The sequence below is a fragment of the Niastella populi genome, from assembly GCF_002078015.1.
In the GTDB taxonomy this organism is placed as follows: Bacteria; Bacteroidota; Bacteroidia; order Chitinophagales; family Chitinophagaceae; genus Niastella; species Niastella populi.
Genome location: NZ_LWBP01000203.1, coordinates 61,748 through 85,157, shown reverse-complemented (window position 1 = coordinate 85,157; position 23,410 = coordinate 61,748). Strand labels below are relative to the sequence as shown.

At 46.8% G+C, this 23,410-nt stretch carries 17 protein-coding genes; 8 read left to right on the top strand and 9 right to left on the bottom strand.

What is annotated here, in order from left to right; all coding sequences use genetic code 11:
- Positions 1-68: 68 nt before the first annotated feature.
- Both A4R26_RS24150 and A4R26_RS24145 read left to right on the top strand, forming a co-directional pair.
- Complete coding sequence (locus A4R26_RS24150) at positions 69-620, top strand: M23 family metallopeptidase (RefSeq protein ID WP_081169104.1); 552 nt, start codon at positions 69-71, stop codon at positions 618-620.
- Positions 621-991: 371 nt separating this feature from the next.
- The gene (locus tag A4R26_RS24145; protein ID WP_081169103.1) at positions 992-2,239 is read left to right on the top strand and encodes a sialidase family protein; all 1,248 of its coding nucleotides are present in this window, start codon (positions 992-994) and stop codon (positions 2,237-2,239) included.
- 139 nt (positions 2,240-2,378) lie between these two features.
- On the opposite strand, the gene A4R26_RS24140 is transcribed toward A4R26_RS24145, so the two are convergent.
- The 3 genes from A4R26_RS24140 to A4R26_RS24130 form a co-directional block, all read right to left on the bottom strand.
- Positions 2,379-3,128, bottom strand: coding sequence for a DUF542 domain-containing protein (locus A4R26_RS24140; protein ID WP_081169102.1), 750 nt, complete (start codon positions 3,126-3,128; stop codon positions 2,379-2,381).
- Positions 3,129-3,206: 78 nt separating this feature from the next.
- Complete coding sequence (locus tag A4R26_RS24135; RefSeq protein ID WP_165760398.1) at positions 3,207-5,417, bottom strand: sensor histidine kinase; 2,211 nt, start codon at positions 5,415-5,417, stop codon at positions 3,207-3,209.
- Between the two features lie 272 nt (positions 5,418-5,689).
- On the bottom strand, positions 5,690-6,241 hold the full coding sequence (locus A4R26_RS24130; RefSeq protein ID WP_081169100.1) for a GNAT family N-acetyltransferase: 552 nt from the start codon (positions 6,239-6,241) through the stop codon (positions 5,690-5,692).
- Between the two features lie 337 nt (positions 6,242-6,578).
- Between A4R26_RS24130 and A4R26_RS24125 the strand changes: the two genes are divergently transcribed.
- The 6 genes from A4R26_RS24125 to A4R26_RS24095 all read left to right on the top strand — a co-directional run bounded on the left by A4R26_RS24125 (position 6,579) and on the right by A4R26_RS24095 (position 14,165).
- The gene (locus tag A4R26_RS24125; RefSeq protein WP_081169109.1) at positions 6,579-9,644 is read left to right on the top strand and encodes a SusC/RagA family TonB-linked outer membrane protein; all 3,066 of its coding nucleotides are present in this window, start codon (positions 6,579-6,581) and stop codon (positions 9,642-9,644) included.
- Positions 9,645-9,678: 34 nt separating this feature from the next.
- Positions 9,679-11,085, top strand: coding sequence for a SusD/RagB family nutrient-binding outer membrane lipoprotein (locus A4R26_RS24120; protein WP_081169099.1), 1,407 nt, complete (start codon positions 9,679-9,681; stop codon positions 11,083-11,085).
- 669 nt (positions 11,086-11,754) lie between these two features.
- A complete protein-coding gene (locus tag A4R26_RS24110) occupies positions 11,755-12,339 on the top strand; it encodes an RNA polymerase sigma factor (RefSeq protein WP_081169098.1) in 585 nt (194 codons plus the stop codon).
- Between the two features lie 64 nt (positions 12,340-12,403).
- Positions 12,404-12,742, top strand: a complete 339-nt coding sequence (locus tag A4R26_RS24105; RefSeq protein WP_081169097.1) for a hypothetical protein — start codon at positions 12,404-12,406, stop codon at positions 12,740-12,742.
- The gene (locus tag A4R26_RS24100; protein WP_081169096.1) at positions 12,739-13,248 is read left to right on the top strand and encodes a periplasmic heavy metal sensor; all 510 of its coding nucleotides are present in this window, start codon (positions 12,739-12,741) and stop codon (positions 13,246-13,248) included. The genes A4R26_RS24105 and A4R26_RS24100 overlap by 4 nt, the downstream gene beginning before the upstream one ends.
- A gap of 236 nt (positions 13,249-13,484) precedes the next feature.
- A complete protein-coding gene (locus A4R26_RS24095) occupies positions 13,485-14,165 on the top strand; it encodes a TapB family protein (protein WP_133054763.1) in 681 nt (226 codons plus the stop codon).
- Positions 14,166-14,496: 331 nt separating this feature from the next.
- Here A4R26_RS24095 and A4R26_RS24090 read toward each other — a convergent pair whose 3' ends face one another.
- The 6 genes from A4R26_RS24090 to A4R26_RS24065 form a co-directional block, all read right to left on the bottom strand.
- Positions 14,497-17,955: a T9SS type A sorting domain-containing protein gene (locus tag A4R26_RS24090; RefSeq protein WP_081169094.1), complete on the bottom strand. Its 3,459-nt coding sequence runs from the start codon at positions 17,953-17,955 to the stop codon at positions 14,497-14,499.
- Positions 17,956-18,292: 337 nt separating this feature from the next.
- The gene (gene rfbD, locus A4R26_RS24085; protein ID WP_081169093.1) at positions 18,293-19,171 is read right to left on the bottom strand and encodes a dTDP-4-dehydrorhamnose reductase; all 879 of its coding nucleotides are present in this window, start codon (positions 19,169-19,171) and stop codon (positions 18,293-18,295) included.
- A 9-nt stretch (positions 19,172-19,180) separates the two neighbouring features.
- Positions 19,181-19,741, bottom strand: coding sequence for a dTDP-4-dehydrorhamnose 3,5-epimerase (rfbC, locus tag A4R26_RS24080; protein WP_081169092.1), 561 nt, complete (start codon positions 19,739-19,741; stop codon positions 19,181-19,183).
- A gap of 167 nt (positions 19,742-19,908) precedes the next feature.
- The gene (gene rfbB, locus A4R26_RS24075; RefSeq protein WP_242675003.1) at positions 19,909-20,982 is read right to left on the bottom strand and encodes a dTDP-glucose 4,6-dehydratase; all 1,074 of its coding nucleotides are present in this window, start codon (positions 20,980-20,982) and stop codon (positions 19,909-19,911) included.
- Between the two features lie 90 nt (positions 20,983-21,072).
- A complete protein-coding gene (locus A4R26_RS24070; protein ID WP_081169090.1) occupies positions 21,073-22,056 on the bottom strand; it encodes a UDP-glucuronic acid decarboxylase family protein in 984 nt (327 codons plus the stop codon).
- Positions 22,057-22,070: 14 nt separating this feature from the next.
- On the bottom strand, positions 22,071-23,399 hold the full coding sequence (locus A4R26_RS24065) for a UDP-glucose dehydrogenase family protein (protein ID WP_081169089.1): 1,329 nt from the start codon (positions 23,397-23,399) through the stop codon (positions 22,071-22,073).
- Positions 23,400-23,410: the final 11 nt, after the last annotated feature.

The window sequence follows — 23,410 nt, the reverse complement described above, 5'->3', positions numbered from 1 at the left end:
AGCAAAAAATTATTAATAGTGAAATAGCGAGGAGGTCTCTAAAATCAAAATAAACTAAACAAACAACTATGAAAAGAAACACCACAGGCAAACTGTTTTCAGGTCTGTTATTATTAGCAGTACTCTCTTGTAACAAAGCAGAGAATTCAACAACCACACCGGGCGCCAATGATTCAGAACCGGAACAAACACCGGTTACCGCACCCGTAGAAGAAGCAACCGCCGCAGCAGCAGCCCGGGTAGCGTCACCGGTTCCCGGTTATACGGTAACCTATCCCTATGGCATAAAAAATCCACGGTATGCGGCAGGTTACCATACCGGCGATGATTATGCCGCACCTACCGGCGCCAAAGTAGTAGCCGTGCTGGGTGGCACCATTGTATGGTCGAACAATAACGGCGGCGCCTACGGCCGCTGGATCGGTTTGCGCGCCACCAATGGCCGCGATTATGTGTATTGCCATCTTTCGGTTCGCTCTGTAAGCACGGGAACCAAAGTAGTGGCCGGACAAAAAATAGGTGAAGTAGGCGCTACCGGTAATGTTACCGGCCCACACCTGCATTTTGAAGACAGGCCGAAAGGTGGTGGATACGGACAGGTAAGGAAGCCTACATGGTAGTTGGGGAAAACCGCTGCAAGCTGCAAGCTGCAAGCAAATACAGCCTAAGGCCGAAAGCTTAAAGCCTAAGGCGAATACAGAAATACAGCTTAAAACCCAACAGGCGTTCCTAAATTTCAGCATTCGATATTGGGAGTTTAATATTCATCTGTTTTCTGTATTCCCTTTCTTATTATTCATTTTTAATTTTTCATTTCTCATTTTCCGTCCGCCGCCGGTTGGCGGCGGCAGGGCAAACAACCGATATAAGGGATTCACCAGTGCTCTTTTAACCGGTTTGTTTCAAAGGAAGCTATGTTCATTAAACATGTGTTCGGTTTGTTCGCCGGGAACGCCGGACACATATGCTTCATAACATTAAAACCTAACAAATGAAACAAACAACATCCCGGGGCGCAACATGCGCCAACAGATCACACGGCCTTATTACACTGGCTGCCTTTGTACTTTTATCAGCTACGGCCTGCAAAAAAGGAACCGCCGATCAGCCGGCATCCACCAATGAAGAACGGCAGCCTGTTACGGAAGCCACACAAACCCACACGTATGTAAAGATCTTCGATGGCGGCAGCGATGGCTACCATTCCTTCCGTATTCCTTCCATCGTTCGCACCAATGCCAATACGCTGCTTGCTTTTGTAGAAGGGCGTATGAGCATGAACAAAGACCATGGCAATATCAATGTAGAATACAAACGAAGCACCGACAATGGATCTACGTGGTCGTCGATGCTGGAAGTAGTGGGCGCAGGCCAGGGCACCTGGGGTAACCCCACGGCCGTGGTTGACCGCAATACCGGCCGCATTTGGGTATTTATGAACTGGAACTCCGCCACCAAGAATATTGGCGGTACCGATGGTTACGACAAAATAGATACCTGGGGCGATCGAAAAGTATATTATTCCTACAGCGATAATGACGGACTTACTTTTTCTACCCCAACCGATATGACCAGTACGCTGCTGCCGCCCAATTATACCTGGGACGCCATCGGGCCCGGTGTTGGCATTCAAACCAGCAACGGCACCCTGGTCATTCCCGCACAGGGCAGAAATATCTATAGCACCGATCATGGCGCTACCTGGCAATACAAACTGATACCCGGCGGAACCAGCGAAGGCGCCATTGTAGAACTGAACGATGGCCGGCTTATGCGCAACGACCGTGCTACCAGTACGGTTTGGGCTAATGCCAAACGCCGGCATGTATCACGGGGCACACTTACCGGCAGCTTCAGCGCTTTTGCCCCCGACAATGTATTGCTCGACCCTGCCTGCCAGGGTTCAATAGTACGGTATACCGGTTCACCCGACCGTATTATGGTATTGAATTCGGCCAGCACGGAAACACGCTGTAAAATGCGCGTGCGCATTAGTTATGATGGCGGGGTAACCTGGCCCATCAGCCGTAAGATATATGACTGGTTAACCGACAGTGAGGCTTTTGCACAAGGCAAGGGTGGTTATTCAAGCATGGTGAAAACAGCCGACTACACCATCGGCGCGCTTATTGAAATAAATGAGAATACCGGCGACAGCGGTAACAGCCATCGCTCGATTGAGTTCCATAAATTCAATTTGCCGTGGATGACAAGCGGCGGTGCAGAACCGATACCTTAATTAGTTAATTAGTTAATGTGATAATGTGATAATGAAATGCTAATACAGTTCGAAAGATAATCTAATATTGCGCTATTGAGGCCTTGCCGTTTTTTGAGGCTTTGGAAATACAGCCTGCCGCACAGCATGCATTATCACATTATCTCAATTTCAATTCATTTTCTATCAGCAGCACACGCGGCAGCATCACTGCTTTTTCGAGGTACAGGTGCTGTACGAGATCATTATCAAGCTCGCGCAACTTCATGAACACCACATAATGGCTGCGGCAGGCGTTGGCCGGCAGCGTGTAATTATCGGTAAGCGCACGCATTCGCCGCAATACTTCCGTTACCAGCTGGTGCTCCTGTTCAATTACTTTTTCAACCGGTTTGCGTAAAGTGCGGGTGTATAAACCGGCCAGGGAATCATTTGAGGTATATGCCCGGTGTGTTTGTTTTATATAGGGGAATATGCTTTCTTCTTCCTGGATCATCAGCAACAGCATTTGCGTATGCAGCAGTTTGAATTGTTGCCCGAGCTCATCGAGCCACGGAAATTTTTTCCGGTGTTCGGCTATAAAGTGAGTGAGATGATTGTCCAATGCCGGCAGCGTGCTACGCAAATAAGCATGATGAACATGTATAATATAATCGGTCAGAAAATCGAGCGGCCAACGGTCAAAAGGCAATGAGGTTGAAATATGTACGGTACGGGTAGCTTCTTCCAGCTCCTGCTTTACAACGGCGGTATCGAGGCCGCGCAGCTCGCAGGCTGTTTGCAAAGGCCAGCGGGCCCCGCAGCAATAATCAATATTATACTTTTTGAAGATATCGGCAGTGCGGTAATCTCCCATCAGGATCTCTGTCACCAATGCCTGCTCATCAATTTTTTTTAGCGGATTCATCATACTCCCGGGCTTTCTTATTTGTGCTAATCAATTAGCGACAAATAAAACCCTTTGTAAGCACATTCTACCTGATTTTCGTCATGCCACCGGGATCTGCACCAATAAACGGCAGCCACCTCCCTGCCTGGAGTCGATTGAAAGGGTTCCGCCCAGCGTTTCGGCGCGGTTCAGAATGTTCAGCAAACCAATGCCTTTTGTTTGTTTTTTGGCATCGAACCCTTTTCCGTTATCCTGGATCAGCAGGGTCAGTTGATTGCCAATTTGTTCAATGGCAATTCGTACATAACCGGCTTCGGCATACCGCATAATATTGTTGGTTTGCTCCTGTATGATGCGGTAGATCATCAGCTGCACATCGTGCGACAGTTCGTCTTCCAGGGCCGGGTCGCATTCAAAGTCAACCGTAACAGGGCGTACCAACTGCATGTTCTTGATAATATCTTCTACGGGGTCAATTAAACCCACTTCCCTGATGATGGATGAGTTCAGTGATTTTGAGATCTTACGTATTTCCTGGATGGCCAGGTCGATGTACTGCGTGGTTTTATCTATCAGAAATTCTTTATCATCGGTATTTCCGCGGGCGGTAGACAACATGATCATGGCCGATGACAGGATCTGGTTCACATTATCGTGTAACTCTTTCGAAATTTCATTGCGCTCATATTCCTGACCGGTGATCATGGCCTGGTTAATGCGGATGCGCTCTTTCTCCTTTTGCTGCGCCAGCTCTTCTTCCAGTTTTCTTTTTTCGGTAAGGTCCTGTATGGCGCCAATGGCCCGTACAGCAACTCCATCTTTATAAATGATATAGCCCTTATCGGATAAATATTTATAGCTGCCATCGGCGCAACGGAAACGGTATTCATCGTGCCAGTAATTATTGCGCGCCATTAAACAGGCATTGATATGCTGCATCACCCGCTGGCGGTCGTCGATATGAATTTTTTCAAGCAGCCAGTACAGGTCGTTCTCCATATCGTTTTGCAAATACCCTGTCAGCTGGCTGAAGGGTTCGCTGCGGTAGATGGTACCGTTCTCTATGTTCCAGTCCCAGATATAATCTGATGTGGCCTTGGTTGTATAATAAAAACGTTCGTTCACTTTTTCAATTTCCTGCCGGGCCCTTTTCTCTTCGGTGATATCGATCGACTGGCCGCCGATAAGTTTCTTTGGCGTTGAGGTTTGCAGCAGGAACTTGAACACCAGGTATACGCCGGGCGTGCCATCGCGGCGCAGGGAATTTTCTATAGTGATCAGCGGCTGGCCCGAATCGAGTACACGGCGGTTGTTGTTCATATACTGTTCTACCATGTGCTGCGGCATAAGGTCGCGCATATTGCTGTACAGGTGGCTGTCGTTCAGGTTCCACACGCTTTTGAAAATATCATTCATGTAAATGATAAAGCCGTCCTCGTCGATGATCCAGGCGGGACTATGGGTATTGTTCATGAACGATTGAAAGATGTACTCACTTTCAGATAACCGCGACTCTGCCTCCCGGCAGGCAGTGATGTCATTAAAAGTTACCGCTATCAGTCCGGGCACCGCGCCATTGAACTCTTCCAGCAAACAGGTATTTACCGATAACCAAATAAGTTTTCCTTTGGCATTTATTAAACCTACAATCGATTGCCGGAATACCACGCCGGTTTTCAGGGTTATCATCGCCGGGTATTCATTCACCGACATAGGCGATCCGTCTTCCCTGAACGCTTTCACGCCTAACTCGGTAAGGTTTTTACCTATGATCCGTTCATGGGTAATACCGATAATATCGCAGGCTTTGTTATTAGCGGAGATGATGGTGCCCTGGTCGCCCTGCATCAGCATTACCCCTTCTTCGAGGGAGTTGAGCAGGGTTTTATATAAGATGCCGGGTTTTATATCTTTTTTGCGGTGAATGGCGGCCTGCAGATCGCGCAGGATGATCACCACATCGAGCAGGTATTGTGTGCCGGGGAACTTATGCGTATAACATGAAATGCGAAATGTGCGGTCGTCGGGTGTGGAAACAAAAATATCTTCTACCTGTTCATCGAGCGAGATGGCCCTTTGCAGCTGCGAATGCACTTCTACATGCCCCGGGAACAGTTGGTATATAAAATCGATGATATTTTTTTTGGCAGGCCTTTTAGGTTGTCTGAACCACAATTCTTCTGCTGATACATTCCAGTGTACGAGGTTAAAATGCCTGTCGGTAATAAATACGGCGTCCTGGCAGTCGTTGAGTATTGCTTCCAGCCAGGGGGCCATTTCACGGTAATTGGTTGTAAAGGACGAGTTCATAGGGCTCTCAAATATATTATGGTCAGGGAAACGATTCATGCTTTATTACCCGAAACTGTGCCAATATGTAATGTCTTTACAATCAACGCTAATCGAATCAGGCACCGGGTTTTTATTCCCACAAATAGAAAAACGTTCCCATGTATTAGTATCTTATATAGCGCCCTTGTTTGTGCATAAAATTTTGTTTGTTATACAATTACATAGTTCTACTTATAAGTATATACATAAAAGTTCACCAGGTATAGACAAATGTCAAACTGCAAAGAAGGTTAGCGCCGGCTCTCCCACTCTTCCTTTAGCAGGGAATAAACATACAGATCAACAAACTGGTTGTTCACGAACTCGCCCTGCCGTATTATTCCTTCCCTGGTAAAACCCAGCCTTACGGGAATGGCCTGGCTTTTAAAATTCTCTACAGCGGCCCTTATTTCTATGCGGTTCAGGCGCAGGCGTTTGAACCCGTCATCGATCATTGCTTTACAACTGCGGGTGATAATTCCTTTGCCCAGCCATTGCTTATCGAGCCAGTAACCTATAGAGGCGCTCTTATTCACAGGATCGATATTGTAAAAACCTATACGCCCTATCATGACGTGATTGACCAGGATAACATAACCCGTTTCGGTATGATTGGTATAGCGCTGTTTTGAGTTGTTGATATATTTTTTGAAATCTTCCACTGTGCGCATGTGATCGACCCAGGGAAGCCATTCACGCAGGTGCAGCCGGTTGATTTTCACCAGCTGGTACATCATTTCGGCATGATGATAATCTATCAGTTCGAGTACAATTGTGTCGTCGACTTTTATTTTAACCGTCATACGCAATAACCGATTTTGAGATTTTGGGATTTAGTGATTACCTCTTCGAGACAAATTGAATTTACTGATTTATTGGAGGGCACAAATATTTAATTCTCAAAATCGCGAAATCCCGAAATCAGAAATTCAAATCAATATCTGTAAACAAGTCGTCAAGAACCATCAACACATTCTTCATCCATAAATATAAATTCGTACACTAAGGGAATGCACATACGCGCATTCCGAGAACGTCTCCCCAAAAGCCTGGTCCTGTACTCTAACGATTGTACAAACCATTCGGATAACCGAAATGCCCGCCGTAGTTTTTTACGACACAAACCAAAACATCACAACAATGCAATCAAAACTGCTAAGTATCATCGCATTTACGGTAACGCTGTTCATTCATTCCGGTGCATGGGCGCAGAACAAACTGGTAAAGGGCAAGGTGCAGGATGAGAACGGGGCGCCTTTACCCAAAGCCTCCGTTCTTGTAAAAGGCTCACAAACCGGCACCAGCAGCGGCGACGACGGCTCCTTCGAGCTGAGCGTTCCGGCCAAAGCCACGCTGGTAATCTCTGCCATCGGTTACAACAAAAGCGAAGTAAAAACGGGTACGCAGGATTTCCTGACCATTACTTTAACTGCCGACAACAGGTCGTTGAACGAAGTGGTGGTTACAGCCCTCGGCGTAAAACGCGAAAAAAGAAACCTAACCTTCAGCTCGCAGGAATTAAAAGCCGATGAACTGGTAAGGGCTAAAGAACCGAACGTACTCAATGCCATGACGGGTAAAGTAGCCGGGGTACAGATCACCAGCTCTTCCGGTACACCAGGTTCTTCGAGCCGCATCGTGATCAGGGGCGTTACTTCCATTATTGGCAATAATGAAGCGTTGATCGTTGTTGACGGAATCCCTATCAACAACTCCGAAACCGGCGCGGTGAACAGCGGCCCCGGCAGTAACCGCCTTATCGATATCGATCCGTCCATTATAGAAAGCATGAACGTTTTAAAAGGCGCCGCCGCTACGGCCCTGTATGGTTCAGCAGGCGCCCGGGGCGTGGTTATGATCACCACCAAAAGCGGCGCTAACAGTAAAAAACCGGCGATAACGCTTTCGCAGGACCTGTCGTTCGAAAGCGGCATCTTTCCTGAAATACAAAGCAAATACGCACAGGGCGACCGGAAAGAGATCGGCGGCGTTGTTTATGACAATGTATATTATGATGGCGATATAGACAAAGCCAGCAGCTCCTGGGGACCATTAATGGATACGCTGCGGGTGAACGGAGCACCGGTGCAAAAGCGCAACCAGGTGAAAGATTTTTTTCAAACCGGGGTAACAAGCAACAGTACTATCAGCTTTTCGGGCTCGAACCATGCAGGCTCCAATTATTTTGCATCCTATTCTTATTTCGATCAAAAAGGGATCGTTCCTACCACCTCGTTGAAAAGGCATTCGGTCTTTACCAAGTTCACAACAAAACTTACCGACAAGATCACCGGCACTTTTCAATTCAATTATGCCAACAGCCGCACCAATCGCATGCCCGAAGGGTATATCCTGGAAAGCCCTATCTGGACCATTTATTCAGCACCCGTATCCTGGAACCCGCATCCTTATGTTAACCCCGACGGCTCGCAACGTGTTTTCCGGTTCTCGCGAAACAATCCCTACTGGGTACTTGACAATATTTATACGAAGGGTACCGTCAACCGCTTTATTCCAGTAATCACTTTAACATACTCGCCTTTCAGCTGGCTGAACATTACCGAAAGAATGGGCCTCGATACATACAACGAGCAGGTGAAATACTATGAGGCCCGCGGGTCGGCAGCCAACCTGAATGGTGTGGTGGTCGATCGCGTAAACACGTTCAGGCAATACAATCACGATCTTATTATCGACGCCCATAAACAGTTCAATAAATTCAATGTGCAGTTGTTATTGGGAAACAACGTTCTTTCAACCTATTCGCAAAATGTAGAAGGCCGGGGTGTAGGGTTATCTATAACCGGCGGCTATGATAACGTAGCGAACGCTTCTACCCAAACCTATAGCGAAAAAAATTACCTTACCCGTAAAACAGGTTTCTACGCCCAGGCGAATATAGAATACAACCGTTTCCTCAACCTGGCGCTGACAGGCCGGTATGATGGCAGTTCGGTGCTGGCAAAAAACAATAACTTCTATCCTTACGGTTCTGCAGCCGCGGGTTTTGTATTCTCTGAACTGCTTTCACCCAACATCACAAACATTATCAACTTTGGTAAACTACGCGTTTCCTACGCTACCGTTGGCAATGACAATGTGAATGCCTATTCCTTAACAACCCCTTATTTAAGTATAAGCTCCACAAACGGCAATACGATTGCCGGTATTTCATTTCCTTTCAAAGAGCAGAACGGTTTTCTGTTGAACCAGGTACTGGGCAACCCCTTTCTGAAGAACGAGCTGGTGAGCGAATTTGAGACGGGCATCGAGTTGAAAGCATTGAACAACCGCATCGGCGCCGAGATCTCATGGTTCTACAAAAAAGTAAAAGACGGATTGATACCGGTTACCATATCGCCCGCTACCGGTTACAATCAAACCACCATCAATACGGCGCGCATGCAAACAAAAGGAATTGAAATACTTTTGAACGCAAACCCCATCAGAAGCGGAAAATTCAACTGGGACCTGGTATTCAGCTTTACAAAACTCAACAACAAAGTGCTGGCCCTGCGCGATGACCTGAAAAGCGTGAGCGTTGGCTTCACGCAGGCGATCGTTGGTGAACCCTATGGCGTTAAGTTCGGCAACCGTTTTGCCCGCGACAGCGCAACCGGTCAGTTACTGATCAATGCAAGCGGTGTTCCTTTCACCGCTACCCAACAAGGCATACTTGGCAATATTTCGCCCGACTGGCTGGCCGGGCTAACCAACAACCTGAGCTATGGCCCGTTCAGCCTTAGTTTCTTTTTTGATATGCGCAAAGGCGGTGTTACAGAAAATAACGTCGATGGCTACGGTTATTTTTATGGCACGCCAAAAGTTACGGAAGACCGCGAGGTGCGCGTAGTACAGGGCATCAGCACCGTTGACGGTAAAGCCAATACCGTTCCGGTAAAAGGGCAGGATTACTGGCGTGCGGTTTCCGGCGTTGTGGAATCTGTTATCCAGGACGCTACCTATCTCAAACTTCGTAACGTAAGCATCGGTTATGTACTGCCGTCAAAACTTATTGAGAAAACCCCGCTAAAGTCGGCTTCATTGACACTTACCGGCAGGAACCTGTGGATCCATAGTCCGCACTTTACCGGTGGCGATCCCGAAACCAATTCATTTGGTTCATCGAACGGGTCGCTGGGGATCTACTCTTTCTCTACCCCCACCGCCCGCTCGTTCAATATCAGTTTGAAAGTCGGATTATAAAATGCTCATCGTTCTAACAACTAAAAAAGAAATCATGCGCACATTATCATATATCCTGTTTGTCGCCATCTGCATTATACACATCAGCGGGTGTAAAAAGTTCATCGATGTAAATAACGATCCTAATAACCCGCTCACCGTGCAGGAGGCGCTGATACTGGCCCCCGTTGAACTAAATATATCCTCTGTAATTGCAGGCGGCGCGGGCGATAACGGTATGGCCGGCATATTGATAAACCACTTTATGCAAAATGTGGCACTGAACCAGCCCGTACCCAACCATGGCACTTACTGGATCTTCAATGCCGACCTCGACGGCTCGTGGCGGAATATTTATGTAACCAGCCTCAACAACCTGAAGGTGATGAACGATAAAGCCGATCTCAACGGCAATCATAATTATTCGGGGATTGCAAAAATACTGACCGCGCTTTGTTTAGGCGTTGCAACCGATTACTGGGGCGATGTTCCCTACAGCGATGCCTTTAACGGCAGCAGCCAACTGCAACCAGCATACGATTCACAGGAAAACATTTACAAATCGATACAACAACTGCTCGATGACGGCATTGCCGCCATTGACAGGAACGCCGTTATAAAACCCGGCGATGATGATTATTTCTATAAGGGAAATATGGACAAATGGAAAAGGCTGGCCTATACGCTGAAGGCGCGGTATTATATGCATCTTACCAACGCCCCGGGTTATACACCAACCGGCCAGGCCGAGCTGGCATTAACGGCTTTACAAAATGGGATGACCGATAACAGTGACGATATGAAGCTGGAATACCCGGGCGGGGCCGGTGAGGAAAGTCCTTGGTTTATGAATACACGCCCGGTATCGACGCTGGTGTTATCATCGGCCTGTATAGATACGCTGGTAGTGCGTAATGATCCCCGCCTGCCGAAGTTAATAGCACCGGCCAAACAAACGGGTATGTACAATGGCCGGCCGATAGGTTCGGTAAATATCAGTGGCAGCCTCGATGTATATTCGCTGGCCGGACCAGCCATTGGCAATACCAGTTCACCCATGTATGTTTTTAATTATTCGGAAGCCCTGTTCCTGAAAGCGGAAGCTACATTGATAAAATCAGGCTTTGCGGCAGCGGAGCCGGTTTACCAGGATGCCATAAAATCGCACATGAGCAAACTGGGCGTCGATAATGCCGATGTAAATGCTTACCTCGCCAGCAGGGGCACGCTTACCGCAGCCAATGCATTGCAGCGGATCATGGAAGAAAAGAAGATCGCGAACTTTTTATCGATAGAGAATTTCAATGACTGGCGGCGGACGGGTTATCCGCAGCTGACAAAAGTGCCAAATGCGCTTTCGGAGATCCCGCGCCGGTTGTTGTACCCGCAGGTGGAGATCACGTCGAACCCGCAGAGCGTGCAGTCGGCAAGATTGACCGACAGGGTTTGGTGGGATAGATAACACCTGGAAATGAAAAATGAGGAATGAGAATGGGAATACAGAAGAATATTGAATATCGAATGCCGATGAAGCTCCGCCTGCCGGGTCTGATGAGTATCAGACTCCGTCAGAGATGCCGACCGAAGCGTCGGCATGTAAAACTTTAAATGTAGAAGTGGAAGAAGTTTGAGCCAGGCTTCGCTACGCCCGGCGGCGAATTGCCGATTGCCGTTTGCCGATTTACGATTTTAGGCAGTTGGTAATTACATGGCAGCGTTTGCGGTGGGCCTCTTAAGGCTCACCGTTTTTTATTTCGGCCCGGTTTTTCGTTCAGCCGCCGCTTTCCCAGCCTAAATATTCTTTTTTTGCTGCCATCGAGATTATTTCTAAATTTGTACCCGCCTTTTTACAAAAGGTGTGGTCTTATAAAATTGCCCGATAGTATAACGGTAGTACCGCAGATTCTGGTTCTGCTTGTCTTGGTTCGAATCCAGGTCGGGTAACAAAAGCCTCGCACGTAAGTGCGGGGCTTTTTTATTTGGCAGCGACCCGGGCCTGCCCCTTTACCGTCCTTATGTGAAAACCGGTAGTTTAATCAAGCCATTTGTCCGGTCTGTCTGCTTTTATATTTACATATCGCAGGATTTCGTAAGTTGTAGGCTCAAATTCAAACATTAAACGGCCGTTTTTTTGAACGAACTGGAACTGATACAACAACTCCGGGCAGGAGACGAACAGGCATTCAAATCATTGGTAACGAACTATCAGGACCTGGTATATAACACCGCATTGGGTGTTGTTCAAAACAGTGAGGACGCCGAAGACGTTGCGCAGGAGGTATTTATTCAGGTATTCAGGTCAATTGACCAGTTCAAGGGGGATGCCCGGCTTTCCACCTGGATCTATCGCATTACCACCACCAAGGCCCTCGATCACATCCGCAGCCGCAAACGGAAAAAACGTTTCGCCTTTATAACCAGCCTTTTCGGGCCAAATGACGAACTGGTGCATGATCCCGTTGATTTTCAACACCCGGGCGTAGCGCTCGACAGAAAGGAACAGGCGGCGCTGCTTTTCCAAATGATAAATCAACTACCTGAAAATCAGAAAGTAGCATTTACATTACACAAAACGGAGGAGTTGAGTTACCAGGAAATTGCCGATGTTATGGAATTGTCGGTATCGGCGGTGGAATCCCTGTTGTTCAGAGCGCGGCAAAACCTGCGGAAACTGCTTGAAAAACATTATCAACAGAATAATTCACAAGACAAGTAAAGCATACGAAGGATTTGTGAATTATTAGCGTCAAATGTATAAGTTTACATCGTAAATTAGATTTATGTCAACCGATCCAAATAACGACTCCCGGATAGATGCGGTGCTGAATAGCCTGGAGGGCATACAGCGGGCCAAAGCGCCTGACTTTATGTATACCCGGCTCAAAGGCAGAATGGAGCAGGAGTTTGATCAGGGCGGCCCGCTTGGCCGCTTGCTTACCAGGCCCATACTGGCTTTAACGATTGCCGCAATCATAATTATTGCAAACGCCACCACCGTTGTGAAAATGTGGGAGCAAAACAACCATTCCAATAGTAATATTGAATCAGGACAAATAGTTGCCGCCGAATACCCGGCCGGTGTGTACCCTGTATATAATGAAAATTTTCTGGAACCATGATCAGGCCCCCCCGTCAAAAATGGCTGTTGGTACTTGTAGCGATCTTACTGTTAACCAATATAGCCACCCTTTCTATTTACTGGTTTAAAAAACCCGCGCATTATGGCGGTTCCGGCCGCGATGGCGGCCACCGGGAAAAACGGATGGGACAATTCCTGGTTGACCAGATGCAATTCGATGCCGGCCAGGAAGCCGCTTACTGGAAGCTGCGCGATTCAATGATCGCCATTCAAAAGCCGGTGATGGATTCCATTCGCAGCACAAAAAAAAGATTCTTCGATCTGTTGAATCACGCCGAAACAACAGATTCCACGCTTATAGCTCACAGCAACGAAATTGCCGAAATGCAGAAAAAACTCGACCTCGTCACTTTCCGTCATTTCCAAAAAGTACGCGCCATCTGCCGGCCCGACCAGTTGCAAAAATTCGATACGGTCATTAAAGAGATCGTAAACAGAATGACAATGTTCCGCCGCAAACTGGGCGATTCTACGTTTAAGAAGTAAAAAGAATGGCAATGAGCAGCTCAATGAACTACACTTATGCGCTGCCTCATAAGCTTCAACTACGCTCTAATAAATAGAGGATCGCTCAGGTACTAAATCATTTAAGCAGATTTATTCTACCCAAACCCGCCACCGCCGGGGTGTTGAGCGGGCATAATTTTACCACGAAAAGGGTATAACGCGATACTATTTTTGGTTGTTACTTTGCTCTTTCCTGTAACACCAAAAAATTGTTTATGCGAGCAACTCTTCTAACGACTGTTTTTATTGGCCTGCTTTCAACCGCCAGCTTTGGCCAGGATTGCAACTCATACTACTTCCTGCAAGAGAACAAGACAATTGAAATGACCATCTACAATAAAAAGGGCAAGCCCGATGGCAAGCAGGTGTATACAGTATCGAATGTTTCGAAGAACGGCGGCAACACTACAGCTACCGTCAATACAGAAATGTTCAGCGAAAAAGGAAAATCAATTGCAAAGGGTCTTAGCGAAATTGCCTGCAGCGGCGGCGTTATGATGGTCGATATGAAAATGAAATTACCCCAAATGCAACAGGAGCAGTTTTCAAAAGCCGATGTAAAAGCCGATAAGATCTATATAGAATACCCCGCTAACATGAAAGCGGGCGATAAATTAAAAGATGCCACTTTAGATATGACCATAGACAACTCTGGCATGAAACAGAACGTAAATATGGTGACCAGCGACCGCACCGTGGCAGGCAAAGAAACTGTTACGACTTCTGCAGGCACCTGGGATTGTTTCAAGATCACGTATAAGAGCAAGATCACAATAAAAACAATGGGCATTGGAATGCCATTCAACATCGAAGGAACAGAATGGTTTGCACCCGGGTTCGGCATTGTTAAAACAGACAGCAAACATGGCGGCACGGCCATAACGGCCATCAAATAAGTAATATCCTCAGTACGGAAACCAGGTCCCGCTTCACTAAGCGGGATTTTTTTATCCCCCAGCCCCTTAAAGGGAATTATAAATGAGAAATAAGGAGTTTAAAAATCAGAAAGTAAATACAAATACAATACAGTAATAACACGTGCAATTACCCGATCCTGCTCCATTCGAAATTCATTGACTGATATTCATCTGTTTTTGTATTCCCTTTTTTACTTCTCATTTCCCTAAAAACAAACAGGGCCATAAAAATGGCCCCGTGTTGTATTTGTGTATGTATGAATTGTTAACTGAACTGTGGGTAAGGGACCACTTTCCCTCATATAACCGATTATAGTTTCGACATCTTCAACCCGAAATGCTTGCTTCCCTGCTGTATGTTTACATAATACATACCTGCAGCAAGTTGTTGCACATTCACTGGTTGCAGGTGACGCACGATCTGTTTGTGCACCAATATTCCGGCGGCATTATAAATAGTCATTGTTGCGTTTTGCGAATTATCGGGCAATTGAATGCGGAAGCTTTGCTGAACCGGGTTGGGTTGTATACGCGCTGCCGTTTCAGCTGCGGTTTGAACAGTCACTATTTTTGAATAACTATATGAACCGTCTTTATCTGTTTGTTTCAACCGGTAATACATTTTCTGCTCAACGGGAACAACTTCAGTAAAACTGTAATGCTGATCAACGGTGCTGTTCTCCCTCGCAGCAACCCTTCCTGCCTCCATAAAGTCAATGCCATTTGAACTTCTTTCTACAATAAACCAGGCGCTGTTCATTTCTGCCGAAGTTCCCCAGGTGAGCACTACCCTATCACTCTTTTGGGTGGCATTGAAGTACAACCAGGTCACAGGCAATGTTCCGGTGGCTATGCTACCACTCAACACAGCAGCAGTATTGTATACCGGCGCTGTTGAACCATTGTATTCAAAAACCTTGTAGTAATACACATCGCCTGCGGTTAAACCGGTTACAGTAACATTGTTACCGGCGCCTGCATATACCACATATTCGTCGATGGCAATTTGTGATCCTGACTTAAAGATCGCATTGGCTGGGTATACCCCCAGGTTGGCGGGTGAAGCCATTATATCACTTCCTTTCTTTACAACAACCAGCCGGTTCTCTCCATTACCATTGGTCCAGTTAAGGGTGATGCTGGTGGTGGTTGAAGAAGCAACCGCATTGCTTGCCGCTACAGTAGGAACAGCAGCGGTAGCGGCGGTGGCAGCCAGTACGCTGCTGGTGAGGTATCGTTGTAATGTACCGGTACCATTGTATTCAAAAACGGTAAGGTGATAAGTTGTTGCCGGTTGCAGACCGGTAATGGAAACTGTGTTACCTGTTCCATTATACACCACATACTGATCGCTGCCGAGGTTGGCGCCGCTGCCAAATGAAGCATTGGCGGTGTAATTGGTGGCGCTGGCCGGTGTAAAGCTCACCGCACTGCCGGCACGCATCACTACAATGCGGCCAGCTCCGTTCCCGCCGGTGAATTTAAAAGTGAACTTATTGCCATCCACAGCTGAAATAACCGGTGCAGCAGCCGCTACGGTTGGCGTGGTAGCGCCGGGCACATCGGTAGTGGTAAAACTATACGTGCTGCCAGGCTCCAGGTAAGCTGGCGCCGATGAACCGTTGTATTCCCATGCCGATACATAATAGGTTGTATTTGGCGCCAGGTTGGTTACAGTGAAATTGCCGCTGGCTCCAGAACTGCGATATACCAAATAGTTGCCGGTGCTTCCTACCTGTACGCCGCCATACGAAGTGCTATAACCTGCGTATACCGATATATCCTGCGGGAAAGCATCAACCGGTGTATTGGCTTTCATAAAGAACAACCTGTTGCTGCCATTACCAACTACATAGCTGATAGTAGCCTGTGTTCCCTGAATACCCGTTGCGTTCAACCCGCTTGTTTGTACCGTTGGCCACGGCAAGGTAGCGGCATTACCGGTTAAAAAGGCAGTTGTTAAATAATCATTGTCGCCGGCATCGGAGGTATTGTATTCATACACGGCGAAGTGGTAAGTAGTGTTCGTTTCCAAACCGGTCAAATCGAAATAATAACCCGAACCATCGTATACCACATATTCACCTGTAGCTACTTCTGTACCCGTACCGAAAATGCTATTGGCGGTATGACTGCTGCCGTCGGCCGGTTTATAGGTAACCGCCTGGTCTTTGCGCGCAACTATTATTCTTTTACCGCCGTTGCCGCTTGTCCACAATACCCGCATGCGGTCGCCATCTCTCGATTGTTGCGATAATGCGGTGGCCGCCTGCGTTGGTTCTAAAGGAATGGAAAAACTGATAGTGGCCGGTGTTTTATTATAAACGGGGTAATTGGTTCCATTGTAATCAAAAATAGCTATGTGATAGGTTTTACCGGCCTTGAGCGAGTTAAGAGAGAAAGCACCTCCATTCATTTGTCCGGCTATAGAATAATTACCGGGTGATAACTGGGTACCCTGCCCGAAATTCGAATTGCCGGGATATAATATCAGGTCCTGCGGAATGGCATCTACCGCACTTCCTTCTTTTATCACCGCCATATGGTAACTGCTGCCGCCGGGTGTATAACTTACAGAGGCCGTTGAACCGGTAATATTCTTTACAACCAGGTTGGTTGCGGTGGTAACCGGTGCAACAGCGGTGCTTCTGTTGCCATCCCTGGGCGTGTTTAAATAATAGGGATAGTTATCGCTGGTGATATCATATTCAATGAGCCGGAAATAATAAACGGTGGCGGGCTCAAGGTTTGTAACTGTAAAGTTGCTGCCGCCATTGCTGCCAACAACAAATTCACCGGGTTGTATTTCGGCGCCGGAACCAAATGCGGCATTTGCGGTATACACCGTTCCGTTTACCGGTAAAGCCGTTACGGGCGCTCCCTTACGGGCAATAAGCATTCGCCGGCTGCCATTACCAATACTGCTTCCCACCGTTAACCTGTTTCCTTCAATAGAAGAGAAAACCATGGTTTGGGTTGGTTTCGTTGGTCCCGCATTGGTAGTAACGTTTGCGGTAGCGGCCGGTTTCAAATACACCGGGGTTGAATTACCATTGTATTCAAAGAAGGCAAAATGATAACTGGTATTGGGTTCCAGTTTCGAGATGATTACGCCTGAACCTGTACTTTTGTATACAGTATAGTTGTCGCCATTAACGACGGTGCTTGTTCCAAACTCACCGTTGTTATAAGGCTGGTAAAATTTCAGGTCTTCCGGTTCTGCATTTACCGCGGTTGCTTTACGTGCAAAGATCAACCGGCCGGCGCCGTTACCATTCGTCCAGTTTAGTTTGGCGGTATTACCTGTAATTTCTGAAAAAACGCCGTTGCTGGCTTGTACTGTTGGCGCCACTACCGTAGCCTTTTCGCCGTTCAATGGAATGGCCAGGTATTTGGTGTTTACGCCGGTACCGTTGTATTCAAACACCGCCACATGATAAGTGGTGCCGGGTTTTAGTTTACTTACCGAAACAGAGTTCCAGTTATTCTTCTGCACTACATATTCGCCGGGAACCGAAAATTCAGAACCTGCTGTTGCGAAGTTTGAACTGGAGGTATAATCTTTTCCATTCTCGGGTAAACCGGTAACCGCACTTCCTTCTTTTATCACAACAAGATGATTGGTGCCATTACCTACATCGAAACCGACGGTGAAACTGCTGCCATCGACAGATGTAAAGCGGATGTTGCTGGCCGGCACCGTAGGGGTTGTTTGTGCATTTGCCAATACACTGAATAGCACAAACAGGAGTGTACACATTTGTTTCATGGGTCAACTATAATTGTATAATAAATGATTGATCGCGCCCTGGTACGGGGCAATGCATGAATTGTTCGGTGTAATCTGCGCAGGATCACATAGCGGCTTACCGCATCTTACTGATGGTAGCCATAACCGGTATGTGGAAGCAAATGTAGCGGGTTACACAGGGCTTAATACAGCCTTGATGATGGAATGTAAAAAAGGAGTATTGAATTGTGTGAGGGAGCGATTGGAATGGGTTGATAATTGAAATCGGTGATAAAGAAAATACATAAAGGCCCGGCGACAACTGGCCGCACCAGTGCAACCAATCTCAATTTACCAGGCATTAGAACTGAACAACTCAATAACTCAACAACTTTATACACTGCTGCAGCGAATCTTTCCAGTCAGGAATGGTACAATGAAATGTCTTTTGAATTTTGTTCGTATCGAGAATTGAAAACGCGGGCCGTTTTGCGGGTGTGGGATATTGCTCGGAAGGAATGGGATTCACCATGCAGGCGCTGCCGGTGAGTTCTTTTATGGCAACGGCAAATTCATACCAGCTTATGCGGCCCTGGTTGCTGTAGTGATATATTCCGGGCAACCAATTAGCAGTTGACAACTGGCAATTGGCAATTATCTGCATCATACATTCTGCCAGATCGGCTGCATAGGTGGGCGCGCCCACCTGGTCGCTCACGACGTTGATGGCCGTACGGTCGTGCATCAGCTTCACCATGGTCTTTACGAAGTTTTTGCCAAATGAAGAATAAACCCAGGCCGTTCTGATAATGATGGCTTCGGGGTTATGCTGCAAACACAACTGCTCGCCTTTTAATTTGGAAGCACCGTACAGGTTCACCGGGTCGGTTGGCGCATCTTCTGTATAAGGCGCCGGCGACTGACCATTGAATACATAGTCGGTTGAAATATGAATAAAGCGGGTATTGAAAGTTTTACATGCAGCAGCCAGGATGCGGGCTCCTTCAGCATTCACCTGGTAGGCGATGTCCTGTTCCGATTCTGCTTTATCAACAGCCGTATAGGCAGCGCAGTTGATACAATAAACAGGTTGGTGTGCGGCAAATACCTTTTGTACTGCAGCCTCATCATTTACCGGCATATTATCATGCGAAGTGAAAACGAACTCAAATGTGGGATACGATGCCGCCAACGCACGTAATTCCTGTCCTACCTGTCCATTGGCGCCGGTTACCACAATCACTGGTTGCGACATACTGCAATATTATCCTTTGTATTCAAATGGGTTTACACAATGGGCAAAATCAGGAAGCATCAGGTCTTTATCCGATACGATGGCTTTATCGAGAGGCACCTGCCAGTCGATGTTCAAAGCGGGATCATTATATATAATGCCATGTTCACTGGCCTTGCTGTAGAACTGATCGCATTTGTACAATACTTCAGCCACTTCGCTCAAAACGGAAAAGCCGTGCGCGAAACCGGCCGGAAGGAATAACTGCTTTTTATTGGCTTCGGATAGTTCAATTGAAAACACTTTACCGAATGTGGGCGAGCCTTTTCTGATATCAACCGCAACATCGAGAATGGAACCTGATAATGCCCTTATTAGTTTTGCCTGAACAAAGGGAGCAACCTGATAATGCAATCCCCTGATGACACCATAGGTTGAGCGGGATTGATTATCCTGTACAAACTGGTTTTCAATTCCTGCCCCGCCAAAGATCTTTTGATTATATGCTTCGTAAAAAAATCCCCGGCTATCGTCAAATACAACAGGTTCAAAAACCAACAGCCCCTGAATTCCTGTTTCAATAAAAGGCACTATAATATATTTTGAGATTTTGTGATTTAGCGATTTTGAGATGTTCTCAAAACCACTAAATCAAAACTTGTATTTATCGCTTTGAAATTTATTGATTTTGAAACTAAAGGGATTATCGAATGTTTTGAAATCCCGAAATCCCAAAATCCCGAAATCAGAAATTGTATTTATCTCTTAGCGTATTGCTCCTGGTAGTAATGCTGATAATCGCCCGAAGTTACGTGTTTTATCCAGTCGCCGTTTTGGAGGTACCAGTCAACCGTTTTCTCAAGGCCTTCTTCAAACTGAAGTGAAGGTTTCCAACCCAGTTCCCTGTTCAGTTTGGAAGCATCGATGGCATACCGCATATCATGCCCGGGGCGGTCGGTTACATAGGTGATCAGTTTGGCCGAAGTGCCTTCGGGGCGGCCCAGTTTGGCATCCATGATCTTACATAACAAATGCACCAGGTCGATATTCTTCCACTCGTTAAAACCGCCCACATTGTACTTCTCGCCCGTTCTTCCATTATGAAAGATCACATCGATGGCGCGGGCATGATCTTCAACAAACAGCCAGTCGCGCACATTTTCGCCTTTGCCATATACGGGAAGCGATTTGTTATTTACGATGTTGTTGATCATTAAAGGAATGAGCTTTTCGGGGAAATGGTAAGAACCGTAGTTATTGCTGCAGTTACTCATTACCACCGGCAATTTATAGGTATGATACCAGGCCATTACAAAATGGTCTGACGATGCTTTGGATGCAGAGTAAGGAGAGCGGGGGTCATAAGCGGTTTCTTCGGTAAAGAAACCTTCTTCGCCAAGTGAACCATACACTTCATCGGTTGAAACGTGCATAAAACGTTTTCCTTCCATTTTGGTTTCGCTGTTTGCCCAATACCTGCGGGCGATATTCAACAGGTTGACAGTACCCAGTACGTTTGTTTTTACAAATGCCAGCGGATCTATGATCGATCTGTCTACATGGCTTTCCGCAGCGAGGTGAATAACCGCATCAAATGCATATTTTTCGAATAAAGCTTCTATAGCGGCGGCATCGGTGATATCGGCTTTTTCAAAACGGTAATTGGCTGCTTTTTCAACATCTTTCAAATTCTCGAGGTTGCCGGCATAGGTCAACGCATCGGCATTCACAACCAGGTAAGATGAGTATGTATTTACAAACAACCGCACCACGTGTGAGCCTATAAAACCTGCCCCACCGGTGATCATGATCGTTCTTGTGTGTTTACTCATAGTATATTATTAATGCTGAACGCCGAACGCAAAACGCTCAGTAAATCTGCTGCGTTAAGCGTTCAGCGTCGGACTTTTAGCGTTTGGGATCTATTTCTTAGCCACAAACTCTTTTGGCTGTTTGAACCATTCTTCTTTAGGCAAGGATTTAAAATACTCGTACGTCACTTTCAACCCGTCTTTACGGCTTACTTTGGGCGACCAGCCAAGTACTTCTTTTGCCCGGGTAATATCGGGCTGCCGTTGTTTTGGATCATCAACAGGCAACGGTTTATATACGATCTGTTGTGTAGTGGCGGTAAGCGCAATGATCTCTTCGGCAAAATCTTTCAGTGAAATTTCATCGGGGTTGCCCACATTCACCGGCTGGGCATAATCGCTCATCAGCAAACGGTATATACCCTCAATAAGATCATCTACAAAACAAAAACTGCGTGTTTGTGAACCGTCGCCAAATACTGTCAGGTCTTCACCACGTAAGGCCTGGCCAATAAATGCCGGCAGGGCGCGGCCGTCGTTCAACCGCATGCGCGGGCCGTATGTATTGAAGATACGTACAATACGGGTTTCAACGCCATGGAATGTATGATAGGCCATGGTCATCGCTTCCTGAAAACGTTTGGCCTCGTCGTATACGCCGCGTGGACCAACCGGGTTTACATTACCCCAGTACTCTTCATTTTGCGGGTGCACCAGCGGATCGCCATAGATCTCGGAAGTGGATGCAACCAGAATACGGGCATTTTTCGCTTTTGCCAACCCAAGGCAGTTATGGGTACCCAACGATCCCACTTTCAGGGTTTGAATAGGGATCTTCAGATAATCGATAGGACTGGCGGGTGAAGCAAAGTGTAAGATATAGTGCAGTTCGCCGGGAACATGAATGAATTTCGATACATCGTGATGATAGAATTCAAAATGCTCCAGCTTGAACAAATGTTCAATATTGCGCAGATCGCCGGTGATGAGGTTGTCCATACCAATAACATGGAAACCTTCTTTTATAAAGCGGTCGCATAAGTGTGAACCAAGGAAACCGGCAGCTCCGGTAATAAGTACTCTTTTCTTTGACATGGGAAAAAGGTTGTTTATTTATGTTTATCTGCCGGATCAGCTACAGCACGGCCCACACTTTCATAATAAAATCCTAATTCTTTAATGGCGTCTGCTTCAAACAGGTTGCGGCCATCGAAGATCACTTTATTCTTTAACGCAGTTACAATTTTCAGGAAGTTCGGCGTACGGAACTCATTCCATTCGGTGGCGATAATGAGTGCGTCGGCGCCATACAGGCAATCGTACTGACTTTCGGCATATTCAATTTTATTGCCTACCAGTGCACGTACGTTATTCATTGCTTCGGGGTCATACGCACAAACAAGCGCTCCTTCCTTTACCAGCTCGTCGATGATATATAAAGCCGGAGCCTCGCGAATATCGTCGGTATTAGGTTTGAAGGCCAGCCCCCACAATGCAAAACGTTTTCCTTTCAGGTTGTCTTTGAAATATCTTTTTATTTTGGGGAGCAGGTGCAGCTTTTGTTTTTCATTCACATCCATAACGGCATTCAGGATCTGGAAATCGTATCCTGCTTCATTCGAGGATTTTACCAGTGCCTGCACGTCTTTGGGGAAACAGCTTCCGCCATACCCGATGCCCGGGAACAGGAAGCGTTTGCCAATGCGTTCGTCGCTGCCGATACCTCTGCGCACCATGTCAACATCGGCGCCGAGCCGTTCGCACAACTGGGCAACCTCATTCATAAAGGAGATCTTGGTTGCCAGGAATGAGTTGGCGGCATATTTGGTAAGCTCGGCAGAGCGAACATCCATATAAATAACAGGGTTGCCTGAACGTACGAACGGAGCATACAGTTCACCCATTACCTTGCGGGCTCTTTCAGAAGAAGCGCCGATAACCACGCGGTCGGGTTTCATAAAATCGTCAACAGCAACCCCTTCACGTAAGAATTCGGGGTTTGAAACCACATCGAAATCGCCCACATAGGTTTTGGCAATTGCGGTATATACTTTTTCGGCGGTACCTACGGGAACGGTGCTTTTATCAACGATCACTTTATAGTCGGTCATCAGTTCGCCCAGGTCTTTGGCAACACCAAGAATATATTTAAGATCAGCACTGCCGTCTTCACCGGGCGGTGTAGGCAACGCGAGAAAAACGATCTCGGCATCTTTTACGCCCTCATACAAACTGGTGGTAAAGCGCAGGCGCTCTTCCTTTACATTACGTAAGAACAATTTTTCAAGGCCTGGCTCATAAATAGTGATCTGGCCGGAAGAAAGTTTTTCAACCTTCTTTTTATCGATATCTACGCAGGTAACATCATTACCAGTTTCGGCAAAACAGGTTCCGGTTACCAGTCCAACGTAGCCTGTGCCTACTACAGCAATTTTCATTTTTAGGATGT